11 protein-coding genes and 1 pseudogene are annotated in these 13,004 nt (G+C 50.1%); 8 read left to right on the top strand and 4 right to left on the bottom strand.

Going from position 1 to position 13,004, the window contains the following annotated elements; all coding sequences use genetic code 11:
• Nucleotides 1–13 precede the first annotated feature (13 nt).
• A complete protein-coding gene (locus R3B84_15030) occupies nucleotides 14–160 on the top strand; it encodes a hypothetical protein (GenBank protein MEZ6141883.1) in 147 nt (48 codons plus the stop codon).
• Between the two features lie 384 nt (nucleotides 161–544).
• Here R3B84_15030 and R3B84_15025 read toward each other — a convergent pair whose 3' ends face one another.
• A complete protein-coding gene (locus tag R3B84_15025; protein MEZ6141882.1) occupies nucleotides 545–694 on the bottom strand; it encodes a hypothetical protein in 150 nt (49 codons plus the stop codon).
• On the opposite strand from R3B84_15025, the gene R3B84_15020 reads away from it, so the two are divergent.
• A complete protein-coding gene (locus R3B84_15020; protein ID MEZ6141881.1) occupies nucleotides 641–1,417 on the top strand; it encodes an IS630 family transposase in 777 nt (258 codons plus the stop codon). The two genes, R3B84_15025 and R3B84_15020, sit on opposite strands and share 54 nt — an antisense overlap.
• Before the next feature lie 167 nt (nucleotides 1,418–1,584).
• Here the strand turns inward: R3B84_15020 and R3B84_15015 are convergent, their stop codons facing one another.
• From R3B84_15015 to R3B84_15005, 3 genes are all read right to left on the bottom strand, one after another.
• Entirely contained in the window at nucleotides 1,585–2,724 is a 1,140-nt protein-coding gene (locus R3B84_15015) for a hypothetical protein (protein ID MEZ6141880.1), read from the bottom strand.
• Nucleotides 2,725–3,158: 434 nt separating this feature from the next.
• Nucleotides 3,159–3,527: a hypothetical protein gene (locus R3B84_15010; protein ID MEZ6141879.1), complete on the bottom strand. Its 369-nt coding sequence runs from the start codon at nucleotides 3,525–3,527 to the stop codon at nucleotides 3,159–3,161.
• A 225-nt stretch (nucleotides 3,528–3,752) separates the two neighbouring features.
• Entirely contained in the window at nucleotides 3,753–4,007 is a 255-nt protein-coding gene (locus R3B84_15005) for a hypothetical protein (protein MEZ6141878.1), read from the bottom strand.
• An 814-nt stretch (nucleotides 4,008–4,821) separates the two neighbouring features.
• On the opposite strand from R3B84_15005, the pseudogene R3B84_15000 reads away from it, so the two are divergent.
• The 6 genes and pseudogenes from R3B84_15000 to R3B84_14975 all read left to right on the top strand — a co-directional run bounded on the left by R3B84_15000 (nucleotide 4,822) and on the right by R3B84_14975 (nucleotide 12,976).
• Nucleotides 4,822–5,313, top strand: a pseudogene (locus R3B84_15000) (tyrosine-type recombinase/integrase).
• 185 nt (nucleotides 5,314–5,498) lie between these two features.
• Nucleotides 5,499–8,948, top strand: a complete 3,450-nt coding sequence (locus R3B84_14995) for a PQQ-binding-like beta-propeller repeat protein (GenBank protein ID MEZ6141877.1) — start codon at nucleotides 5,499–5,501, stop codon at nucleotides 8,946–8,948.
• Entirely contained in the window at nucleotides 8,945–9,115 is a 171-nt protein-coding gene (locus R3B84_14990) for a hypothetical protein (GenBank protein MEZ6141876.1), read from the top strand. Before R3B84_14995 ends, R3B84_14990 begins: the two co-directional genes overlap by 4 nt.
• Nucleotides 9,116–9,179: 64 nt before the next feature.
• Nucleotides 9,180–10,310, top strand: coding sequence for a hypothetical protein (locus tag R3B84_14985; protein ID MEZ6141875.1), 1,131 nt, complete (start codon nucleotides 9,180–9,182; stop codon nucleotides 10,308–10,310).
• Between the two features lie 87 nt (nucleotides 10,311–10,397).
• Nucleotides 10,398–11,300 carry a DUF1559 domain-containing protein gene (locus R3B84_14980; protein MEZ6141874.1) on the top strand — a complete coding sequence of 301 codons (903 nt, stop codon included), beginning with the start codon at nucleotides 10,398–10,400 and terminating at the stop codon, nucleotides 11,298–11,300.
• Nucleotides 11,301–11,968: 668 nt separating this feature from the next.
• Nucleotides 11,969–12,976: a hypothetical protein gene (locus R3B84_14975; GenBank protein ID MEZ6141873.1), complete on the top strand. Its 1,008-nt coding sequence runs from the start codon at nucleotides 11,969–11,971 to the stop codon at nucleotides 12,974–12,976.
• Nucleotides 12,977–13,004: the final 28 nt, after the last annotated feature.

The following is a 13,004-nucleotide window of genomic DNA, read 5'->3' as shown; positions in this document are numbered from 1 at the left end:
AGGATTATCTACCATGTTGATGCGATACGGGGATGATTACACAAAGCAGCAGGAAGAGGCCTATGCGTCAGAAGTAAAAGCCCGGCATGAGAAACAGTTGCATCGCCAGGCGAAAAAACTGGGTTTTGAGCTGAAGAAAATGGAACCAGCTGTGGCGTGAAAGTACAGAGTAAATCTTTGCCAAGTTGACGAAGAACCAATGTGGAAAATTTTCTAAACCAAAATCAGATTGAAAATCGGTGTTTACAGATTTGGTGAGTTATGTTAAGCTGGTCAGAATGTTCAACCTAGGCAAGTCGACCAACCTTTGGAGATCAAGGATGATCCGACCGAACACTACTAAATGGAATCAAACCACCGATGATTTGCGTCGCCTGGCTCTGGAATCCGAGCATCCTCGTACTCGGGAGCGGTTTATGGCTTTGTACCAAATTGCTCTTGGTCACACTAACGCGACTGCTTATGCCGCAGAAATTGGACGTTGCGACGATGTGTTGTTGAACTGGGTTCATAAATATAACAACCATGGACCTGACGCCTTGATTTATCGGCGTACTGGCGGCCGTGTCCCCCTTTTGTCCAGTCGCAGATAGAGCAGATCGTTGATGCCGTTCTGAAAAGCGATCCGGTAGATCACCAATTGCCAGGCCACGGATGGACGATCAGGAAGTTGTGCAATTGGATCGGTTGTCAATTCCAGCGGTATGTATCTCGGAATACCGTGCGGCGGATCCTGCAATTAGCGGGATTGAGCTGGAAGAAATGCAAGAAACTGTTCGGCAAAGGGGACCCTGAAAAGCGGGCCGAATACCTGAAACAGTTCGCGGACATGTACCAGCAAATGTGTCGCGGCGATATCGTGATCATTTATATTGATGAATCCCATTTTCATCGTGATATGGACTTGGGCTATACTTGGTGGCACAAGGGAGAATCGGCTTGGCGAGTGAGTGATTGCCCTCCGCTGTCCGATCGCATCAACTGGTATGGTGCTTACAATTTCAGTGCCGGTGCATGTTTGATCTGGAACGAAGGCAAATGCAACAAGGAAAACACGGCTGAATTTTTGCACCGAGTGAACGATTGGGTAGAAAGACAAGGTCGACGTGTTGTGGTAATTTGGGATGGAGCACCTTGGCACAAGGCGAAGTTCGTTCGAACCAAAGCCAGCGAGTTGGACATCGAAATAGTAGTTTTGCCCAGTTATAGTCCCGATTTCAATCCCATTGAAGGGTTATGGAAATGGATGCGTGAAGAGGTCACGCAACATTGTTGTTTTGCAACCTTGCGTGATTTGTTCGACGCTTGCAAAGGATTCATCGATACATTGAATGAAACTCCGGATGAAATAATTAAAAGACTGTGGCCAAGATTTGAAGTCGATCCTCAAGCGGAAAAACTCCGATTTTCAATCTGATTTAGGTTTAAAACACTCCACAGTGAAGCGTATCCGCACGCGCTGAATAAGCAATCACAGATGGAATGATTCAACCGAAATGGATTGAATTGTTAGTATTCAGTAGTGGAAGTTCCTGGGGCGGCCTTCTGCCGGCGTCCGACCACGCAGTTCCTGCACCAGAGCCCTCATCGCCGGATGATAAGCTCCGGTAACGCCTTCTTCAGTGTCGCGGCACCTGCGTCCGATACGCCGGTCTTTCGGAGATCAAGGTGACGCAGGTTCTTTAGCCCGGTAAGTTCCTTCAGCCCGACGTCGGTCACCTGAGTGAAGCTGAGGTCCACCGACTGCAGAGTAGCCAGGGGAGCCAGTGCCTTGAGCCCGGCATCCGTCACCTGCGTGCCGCCAACCGATAGCGACCGCAGTTTGATCAGCCCCATGAGGTGATGGAGCCCCGCGTCCGTAACCTGTGTCCCGTGGAGGGCCAGCGTTTGGAGACCCTTTAGACTTGCTAACTCCTTGAGCCCGGCATCCGTCACCGGCGTGCCCAAGAGAATGAGATACTTCAGGTCCGGTAACCGGGTCAGTTCTTTCAGGCCCAGGGCAGTCACCCGTGTGCAGCCCACCGAAAGCCACTGAAGGCTTTTCAGTTGGCCTATCTCCTTCAGGCCGGTATCTGTAATTGTAACGCTGCTCCCGATGCTCAGCTTTTGGAGTTTTTTAACTCTAGCCAGTTCTTTCAGCCCCTTATCAGTGACGAACGTGAAGTCGAGGCTGAGCGATTGCAGCTGTTGAAGTCCGGCAAGCTCCTTGAGGCCCACATCGGAAACTTGCGTCGACCTGAGGCTGAGCCAGTTCAATCTCTGAAGTCTGGCAAGTTCCTTGAGGCCCACATCGGTAACTTCGCACCCTTCGAGGAACAGCACTCGCAATTCAGTCAGTCCGGCCAGTTCCCTCATCCCCACGTCGGTGACACGGGTTTCTGCAAGGTTCACCGCCTGAAGACCCTTGAACCGGGTCAGTTCCTTCAGCCCCGCGTCTGTTACGCTCGTGAAGCCGAGATCCAGGATCTGGAGGCGCGCCATTCCGGCCAACTCCTTCACTCCGCCGTCCGTAACCTTCGTCGAGAAGAGGCACAGGCCAAACGCTTGTTGAGGTGGTGGCAACTTTGCCACGACCCCGTCCGGCCACGTATCGAACCGGAACGTGGGCACTTCGCCATCACGCGCTGCACCGTCCCGGTGGAAGTCGAACACGCCGTCCTTCGCCCACCCGACTTCGGCACCCGCGGCTGTCCAAGCCGCAACCAGATCCGCAGGGAGGGGCACCGTAGGTTTGGTCTCGTTACTGGCGGGCGTTGCCGCGTCGGTGCTAGACGGGGGATCGGGCCTCGGAGCCTTCGTCCCGCCCACATCCTGCCCGCATCCGAAGGCGAAAAGAAATAGCGTGGCCACCACGAGCTGGCCCGCGCGGAGATGCCACACAGGAGAGCCGGTCGTACTTCGGGAGTAATCACAACACCGCATAACTTGAGCTCCGCCGCCGTACTGGTCCGCGATTGAGCAGAGTCGCGAAAGTGGATACAAAGCGATTCCTGCTCCAATCGCTTGTTAGGCCGCTTGCGGCCGTCACCTTTACTGTATGCTCAATCGCGGACCCCGTTAAGCCGGCCGCAGGCCGGCTTAACACCAGAGCTAACCCGCCGTCGAGAGTTAGCTTGCAATTATAAACAACTTCTTCAGCGGTCGGGTTGAGCGACTTGTTAGGCCAACAATCCATTCTCTCTCGCGACCTCCTCAAACTCTGCAAACATTAGTTCTCTAGCTTCCGACGGCTGCCCCGATGCTTCGAGCATGCAGCGAAGTGCCGCCTCCTGTTCCAGTACAAACTGATTATTGGTTTGGAATTGACTGTACCACCAAGCTCGGTAGAGATGGCAGACAGCTATGCGGGCAGCGTACCAACGCGGCCAGCTAATCTCGTAGGACCGCTGCCAAACCTCTTCCTGCGTGGGTGAACAACCCTCGTAGTTACGCAACTCGTCAATGGCACTGGTGACAGCGGTAAGGTTATCGAAGTCTGTTAATGGGAGCAACCGCTGAATGGAACGTCGGACCCACTGGATGCTCAACCGACGACTAGCTGGGCCTAGGGCTTGAACCAAGGGTAACGTCCAAGCCAAATTGTGTCCCTTGTCGAGAGTGTCTCGTGCTTCTGCGACGACTTTCAAGGTTCACCCTTCGCGGCCTAACGTAAAAGGCTCAGTTGCCGGCCGCCCGCGGAGAGCAGGCTCCAAACCGACAACAACAGTCTACTCGCGGGCGCTGCCGGTCAACTGCAGCCGATGGTTAGCTAGCTACACCAACTTGATACGGTAATTCAGCGCCTTGGCGCAACGCTCGACCAGTGGTCGCACCGCATCCTCATGCTGACCTGATGAATAGCCGATCAGCGGGCCTTCGTCGGGCTGTAAGATGAAACTCAGATAGTCGTCGGACGCCATGTCGTCGGCCAATACGACGCGGTAACTTCGCTCGCGAGATGCAATCTGCTGATCAATGATGATCTGCGGCGCTTTCAACTCGATCAACTTTACCACGATGTCACCCACGTCGTCCCGCCTTGATCTCGGTCCGCCTCGACGAACGCAAATTCGGCGCGGAGTCGCTCGATAACGTCATCAGGATCGAGACAGGGCTGTCCCGGATGTGGCTCAAGTCGGTGCGACATGGCTCGCTAACGGGGTCCGCGATTGAGCAGAGTCGCGGAGTGAATACGAAGCGATTCCTGCTCCAATCGCTGGTTAGGCCGCTTGCGGCCGTCACCTAATACTATATGCTCAATCGCGGACCCCGTTAAGCCGGCCGCAGGCCGGCTTAACTATAATTAGACAGAATTTATTTCTATCTAATTTCCTATGAACTCTATCTAATCCAGATTAGAACTTATCTAAACTAGTATCGTCTACCAAGACAATATTTTGTATACTACCGCAGTCTGGCGCGGCACACAAGCAATAATTGTCGAAATCTCAATTGTTTTCAAAGTTTTTCGCCGTGTGGTGAAGGAATGTCAGATTCAAAGCCGCCCAAACTTCTTGATCGGGTGCGGGCGAAGTGCCGCCTGCAGCACTATTCAAACCGGAACGAAAAGCCAACGTCGATTGGATTGTTCAATTCATCAAATTCCATCAAGTGAAGCATCCAGAGACGATGGGCGCTGCGGAAATCGAAGCGTTTCTCAGTTATCTAGCCAGTGAACGCCAGGTTTCTGCCAGTACGCAGAATCAGGCATTCTCAGCAATTCTGTTTCTTTACCAGAAAGTTATGGAAATCAAATTGCCTCCCGATCCACGCTCTGCGGGCGCATCGACGAAGGTTCGTAAAATATTAGACAGAATTTAGCCAGATTATAAACTTGCGACGGAATTACTGTACGGCACCGGCATGCGGGTGTTGGAATGTTGCCGTCTACTGGTAAAAGATCTGGATTTTGAACGCAGGCAGATTGTCGTGCGTGCAGGCAAAGGCGACAAAGACCGCGTGGTTCCTTTGCCGGAAAAGCTGATCGAGCGTCTGAATGAGCAACTGAACAAGGTACGAATGATCCATGAACAGGATCTGGAAGCGGGCAACGGAATTGTTTACCTGCCACCTGCTCTGGCACGTAAATACTCGAATGCCGGTGGGGAATTGAAGTGGCGGTCGATGCTTCGACCAGAAAGTCGATTTTTCACGTGGGGGTGGTTGCAATTTTACAAAAATTCACAAAAAAGTTTTTGTCGCCGTAAATCCATAATCAACAATAATTTACGGCGATCGCTCAGAACAATTGTTGCTGAGAATCAGAAAAAAATTTTCATTTTGAACTGGCACAAGGATATATTAATATACAGTGGAATAAATTCCATGCTATGAACAATCTGGCAGCGTGCCTTGTTCTGACAGTTTTTGATAAGGAGAGTTTTTGAACGGGTGACATGAACCATCGCACACGCATCGAGACGCTCGGTGCTGTTCATGCGATCTTCATCACATTCAAGTTCCCATTTCGATTTCATTTCGTGTACAATTGACAGGACGCTTTCGTCCATTGGAAGATCATGCCATACTTCACCACTTTTTGTGTTTTTCTGCTTTCCTTCATATCGGTGCGTGCCGCAGACTGGCCGATGTATCGTGGGAATGCCCAGCACACCAATGCTACCACAGAACCACTGGCGGGAAAATTGCACCCACAGTGGCGTGCGAAGCTGCCCCAGCCGATGATTGCGTGGCCGGATCAGAAGCTGGCTCAGTTCGATCTGGTTCCTGAAGTGGTGGTTGCCAGCAACATTGCCCTGGTGGGCTGCACCACAACAGATCAGGTGCGGGCATTTGATTTAACCACTGGCAAAGAATTGTGGCAATACATGACTGATGGCCCGATTCGTTTTGCACCAGCAATTGCCAAAGATAAAGCATTTTTCGCCAGCGATGATGGTCATTTATACTGCGTCAAACTGCAAACAGGCGAACTACTCTGGAAGCACCGTGGTGGCCCAGGCAACCAGCAAGTGCTGGGGAACAATCGCCTGGTATCCATGTGGCCGGCACGTGGGGCACCCGTGGTGGCAGATAACGTGGTGTACTATGCTGCCAGCATCTGGCCCAGCATGGGCATTTTTGTGCACGCTTTGAATGTTGACACTGGCGAAGTAATCTGGACCAACGATGGCGATGGTTCGATCTTTATCAAGCAGCCTCACTCTGCGTACGCTTTTGCAGGTATCGCACCCCAGGGGAACATGGCTGTGCAGGGCGATCTTCTGTTGATCCCTGGTGGGCGTTCAATTCCTGCGGCTCTTGATCGCACCACGGGCAAGTTGAAGCACTATCTGCTGAATGATAATTCCAAGAAAGGTGGGGGGCACCTGTTAACTGTAGCTGGCGAGGTGTTCTTCAATGGCCCCGCGTTTTTTCAGACTGAAACGGGCAAATACATCGCTGGCATTGGCGACATTGTCGCCGTTAGCGATGACTTTGTGTTCGCCTACGCATCTGGAAAAATTCAACAATATCAGCGTAGTGAAATTCCCAAGGATGTGGGCAAAACCAAACTCTTTGCAAAAGCAACCCTGCCCAAGCCCGTGGCAACAGTGGCTGCCAAAGATGTCAGCACGTTACTGGCAACACCTTCGCACTTAATTGTGGGAATGAAAGATGCTGTGGTGGCCTTACCTCTACCGCTTACGGTAGAAGATGTGGATGAAGATGCCGCACATCAGGTGCTGGAGCACAAAGCCCAACACTTTCGACTGGCTTTTTCCAACGGCAACTTACTGGTGACCACCGAACATGGTGATCTGATTTGCCTGGGCGAAAAAGAACCAACTGTCCAGGAAAACTTACCTGCACCAGTGAAAGCCAAAGTGGCTGGGAAAGCATCGCCCGATCTGGCAAAACTGCTTACCAGCAAACCGAAACTAGGTGGGTATGCCATTCTCTGGGAGCCCACCATCGAAGAGATTGAAGCCTGCCTGCAGCAGACCACGTGCCACGCAATTTGTTACTTTGCGGAAGCCCAACAGGTGGAAGATCTTCGCACCTGGGCGTTGGCTAAGAATCTCTATGGCACACGCCTGGCGATCCATCAGGGGACACCAGCCACAGTGCAACTGCCACCATACTTAGCTGAGTGCATCATCACCAGGACGGCAAATGCGGAAGAACTTCGCACGATGTTTCGCATTCTTCGGCCATATGGTGGGCAATTACTGTTACCTGGGAAAGATGCGAAATTGCCATCGAACCTGACAACAATGCCCAATGCGAAAACAGTTCAGACTGCCAATGGTGTGCGGATCATCCGTGAAGGTGCGTTGCCCGGCTCTGGAAATTGGACGCACGAACATGCCGATGCCGCCAACACGCGCGTGGGCAGTGATCGACTGGTGAAAGCTCCCCTGGGGGTGTTATGGTTTGGTGGAACCAGCCACGAAGGAATGTTGCCCAGGCACGGGCACGGCCCCCAGCCACAGGTAATCGATGGGCGATGTATTATTGAAGGTGTCGATAAGATGCGTGCGGTCGATATTTACACCGGCCGCCTGTTGTGGGAAACCGCACTGCCCAAAGTGGGGGAGTTTTTCAACAACACTGCTCACCAGGCAGGTGCGAATGCCAGTGGCAGTAACTATGTTTGTCTGTCCGATGGGATTTACATTTCCTATCGCGATGGTTGTACGGTGCTTGACCCAGCAACAGGGAAAGTGAAGCAAACCATACGTGCACCTCATGCCGCAAAAGAGCCTGCCCCACGGTGGCGGTTTATTACGGCAAATGAAAAATACCTTGTTGCCCTGATTGACCCCGACCTTGAACGTACAACCGCAGAAGCAATCAAGAAAGCAGGTAAAAATTCTTATCGCGTCGCGAACACTCGTTCCAGCAGCAGTAAAAAACTGGTGGTATTCGAACGACAGACAGGGCAAGTGATCTGGCAGACCGATGCCCAGTACCACTTTCGCCACAACAGTATTTGCCTGGGCGATGAACAGCTATTTGTGATTGACCGCAAGGCAGACAACGATGAAGACGAGGATGCCCCCACGGATGCGGTATGTGCCTTTCAGTTGTCCGATGGCAAACCACTCTGGCGTTCCAGCAACAAAGTGTTTGGCACCTGGCTGAGCTATTCTGCCCAGCATCAGGTGGTGCTGGAAGCAGGCCGCGTGGCACGCGACACACTAAGTGATGAACCCAGCGGAATCCGTGCCTATTCTGCAACCACCGGGAAGGTGCTCTGGTACGAAAAGAAATATATCGGCCCGGCGATGATCCGTAATGACACAGTATTGCAAGGCAGCGGTGCCTGCGACCTGTTAACGGGCAAACCGTTGCTGGAAACCAATCCGTTTACGGGCACTTCAGCCCTGTGGAGCTGGGCCAGAGAATATGGTTGTAATACCCCGCTTGCTTCGCAGAACCTGCTCCTGTTTCGTTCTGGTGCGGCGGGCTTTTTCGATCTTGAAAACAACTGTGGCACCTCCAACCTGGGCGGTTTCCGTTCCAGTTGCACCAACAATCTGATGGCTGCAGGTGGGGTGCTGTGCGTGCCCGATTACACCCGCACCTGTACCTGCAGTTACCAGAACCAGACCTCGGTAGGTTTTGTGCCGATGGAACAGATCGATCAATGGTCTTTCCTGGGCAGTACCAAACTACCCGAGAACATTCGCGAGTTGGGCGTGAATCTGAATGCACCTGGGGATCGAAAAAGTGATACTGGCCGCATCTGGCTGGAATATCCCAGCGTGGGTGGCAAATCGCCCAATGTGCCATTGAAAACTGGCGGCCCCAAACTTCAGTGGTTCCGCAGGCACACTTCGGTCGTGGCAGACCGCGATGGCTGGATTACCAGTTCTGGTGCGGAAGATCTGGAATGGTTATCGTTGGTGCTGCAGGATAAGAAAGCTCCCACGCGAAGCTACACGGTGAAATTGTATTTTGTCGAGCCTGATGAAACTGTGCAGCCCAAGGAGCGACTGTTTGATATTACAATGCAGGGGTGAAAGTAGATCGCAGCCTGGACATCATCGCACGTGCGGGCAAACCCTGGAAGACAATCACGCGGGAATATCGTGGCATTCGGATTCAACAAGAACTGGAAATTTCATTCCGAAAGCTCACCCCACGCGGGGCAACCTTGGCCGGCCTGGAAGTGATTGCGGAAGAATAAACGGATTTACGTTGGGCATTACTGCCTACCAGGTTAAATTACCCACATCGCAAAAGGAAAAGTGATGGCTACTTACAGTAAGTATATATTATGCACAATCATCATTTTAAGATTGACTTTCGATGGCAGAAGCGATGACGAGATACTCGCAAATCAGATAGCCGCTTTAGCAGATGGATACGAAGAGAATCTAAAAAAATTAAACTTTGTTTCTACATATAATCATTCATATGTTGCTTCAAATAGTATACAGAATCTATTTGATAACAAGAACATTACAATCACGCGTTCTCACTCTTATCATTTTCTCAAATTAGGTAGTTACGAGAAAGTGTCAATGATTTGCCCTAAAGAGCAGAACTCCTCAACATTGTTGGATTGCGACAAGCACATTTGGACAGGTTTATATGATGGCTTTGATCAACTAAAACACGCTGGTAAAATGGGAGTTGCGAACGCATCACGTGATACACCTGCCGACTTTTACAACGCCTATGGTACACCCATCAGATATCCGGATCATCACACAATATTGAAAACACTTCGCAATCATAACCCTAGTAAACTGCGATGGCTATCGCTCTCACAGGACAAAGGTATATTTACAATTAAATGCACTCCAGTGAATTCAACAGAGAATACTACTTGCTATATTGTGATAGATTCTAATAAAGGATTCTTGCCTGTTGAAACATGGTGCGTAATTGATGGTAGCAAAGTACAGTATTTTGTTTCCAAGGATATTGTTCAGACCCCTGAGGGCGCTTGGATACCACAAATTTCGTATGGATTCACTGGTAATTTTGAAGCAAACAAGCCATGTGGTGCATACGTTTCAAAGTTTACAGATATTCAATTTGGCAAAGCTAAGATCGAGGATTTTCAAATTGAACTGCCAAAAGGCATTCAGATATCTGACCAATCAATACCCTTGGGCTTTTATAACCATCAAGGTGGTCCTATCCATATTCGAGATCTGGATAAAGTACATCAGACATTGATCCGAACTGGCAAGAAAACTGCACAACGAGAACAAGAGCGGCGTGATATGGGCTATGCGCCGGATTTACCCATGCCGGAGCCGAAAAGCAGGCGGTGGTATTACACTGCCGGTGGGGCTGTTTTTGTTCTGCTGCTCGCCGCATGGTGCCTTCGTTGGCGGCGCAGCAGGATTCATTCAGTTTCAAGCAAGTGAAAAAATGAAAATTTCCAATTTTTCTGGATTTTACTTGTAAAAAAAAAAACGGTTACGATGACATTATTGAAACCCGGGAGCCTTACCGTGGGAACGCTCAGAACCTATCGAAACGCCCTGACCCTCATTGAATTGCTGGTGGTGATTGCCATCATTGGCATACTCGTTTCTTTGCTTCTGCCTGCCATTCAGCGAGTGCGGGCTGCTGCAGATCGGGCAGCGTGCAGCAACCATCTGAAGCAGTTGGGGCTGGCACTGCATCAATATCACGATACGATGCAGGCATTCCCAACCAACGGTGGCTGGGATGGCCAACAACACCTGCGGGATATCAATGGGCAATGGTTTCTGCCCACCACTTATAACAAAGAAACGGAACTCACCTATCGCTGGGGTATTGCCGACCGCAATCGGGGCGGTGCCGATCAGACGGGCTCCTGGCTGTTTACCATTCTTCCCTGGATTGAACTTGATTCTGTCCAGAATAACTATGCTCAGGATGCGACGGTGCGGCTGTTTCGTTGCCCCAGCCGACCAGCGATCGAGGCCTACATACCTGTCGATGAGGATATCAAAGGACAGTATCAGGCAGGTGGGTTGAAATGGTACCCCACCGATTATGCGGGCAACCACTTTATTCTTGCCCCACGGCCCAAGACTGTGCCAATGGCAGCGTTATTGAAAGGCAATTCAAACATGTTACTGGTGGGGGAAAAAGCAATAGACCCACTGCTGCGGAAATATCAATCGTGGTTCTGGGACGAACCTTACTTTCTGGGTGGGTCGCACGGCACCACCCGCATGGGGGCCCGCTTAATTCCGGATGCCCCCGAATCGCGATTTAAGCATAACTGGGGCTCTGCCCACCAAAGCGGGGTGCAGTTTGTCTATGCGGATGGCAGCGTTCGCCACCACAGTTATGACACGAATCGGTTGGTAATCCTGGCCGCACTCTTTCTGGATGAACGAACTTTTGAGGAGGGTTTGTAATGTTGAAAATGAGAAAAATGTTGGGTATGGCAGCACTAGCTGTCTGCTTTACAGCAATGGCCTGGGGGCAGATTGAGGAGCCAGAACCGCCCACCACTAAATCACTGCCCCCTGTAGAGTTTAACGATTGCTTCGACGAGAATGGTGTGCCTACAAGCCAAATCGTTGGAGATCCTGCGAAATACTGTAACCCTAGTGTGCTATGCTGGGGTGATTGGGGCTGTATTACAAGTTTACAAGGAGGGTGCGAAGGCGTTTGTTCAGATTTCTGGTCTAACCAAAACAACTGCCCTTACCAAAAAGTTCATTGGAACAGTTACATTGGCGAGTCATGTGTCAACATTGATCCTGCACATCCAGACAATGGACCTTGTTACACTTGCCCAAACCCTGGCGAGCGCTTTCTGTGTGCAAAGGTACTAAGATACGGCTGGCAAGCAGCTGGTTGGTGTGGAAATTCTAGTTCAGCATGTATCAACTGGTTTTACTCTAATACACATTGCAGAAACAGGATGCTATAGAATCCTTTTTGATTTTGTTTGCTAGCCCTTGCACAAATGGTTGATTTCATGATTAAATACATTTTAATAATATGTTGCTGCTTCAAATTATGTAGTGCTACACACTCTAATGATGCACTTTTTTTAGCAGATGCATACGAAGCAAACTTGAACAAACTGATATTTGTTGCAAAATATACTGTGAGAGAAGTAGAAGTAGAAAAACTTGACGATCTAAACCTGAACAAGTTGATAATGAACAAGCACATCCTTACTTTTGCATACCTTCGGGATCAATCGAAAGAACGAATAAACCAACTTTGTCCCAAAGAACATCATCATCCAAAAGAACATTGTGAACCTGTCCAAGGTTTTTTTGATCAGGAGTATTTTTTTCGCTATTCTCAACGCTTAGGCATGGTAAACATGAACAAAGATGTTGCAGATCCAAGGATCTATGGGTCATGGGGCACACCTTTAGGTATTCCCTGTCATCGTGTTCTAGTTGCAATGCTTAGAAATCAAGGGCCAATACCTCTGAAAATATCCAATATTAAAACCCAAGGAAACTTAATCTCATGCCACATTTCTTCTGAACGACCAAACAAATTTGAATTAATTGAGGTTACGATTGACACGCTGAAAGGTTATCTTCCAGTAACAGTAAAATTTTATCAGGGCGAACGGCCAGTAGACGTGATCAATGATCAGTACAGGCAAGTAGAACTCCATGATATTATTCAGACCCCTGAAGGTGCCTTTCTTCCAAAACGATTAATCAGTTATCCGTCAAGGCGGCCAACCCGAATGACAATCGTGGAGTTTACGGAATTAGAACTCAAAACACCGGATCCTTCCGCATTCACGATGTTTTTGCCTAAAGGCACTGAAGTAGTGGGCGGCCCGGTGCCTAGTGGGGGATTCACGATGAAGGAAGACAAATTGATCAATATCACTGATCTTCCCCGGATCGCAGAAACAATCGACAAAGTTGGTAAGCGTGTAAAGCAACGAGAACAAGAGCGGCGTGATATGGGCTATGCGCCGGATTTACCCAAACCGGAGCCGAAAAGCAGGCGCTGGTATTACATCGTAGGTGGGGCCGTGCTAGTGCTCCTAATTACCGTGTGGTACCTTCGTTGGCGGCGAAATCGGGCCATCGCCACTCCTTCCTGATCCACTCTTGAATCAACATACTATCTTA

It is taken from the genome of Zavarzinella sp. (genome assembly GCA_041399155.1).
Lineage (GTDB): Bacteria > Planctomycetota > Planctomycetia > Gemmatales > Gemmataceae > JAWKTI01.
Note: the sequence above shows the minus strand (reverse complement) of the source record. Positions and strands in the feature narration are given on the sequence as shown.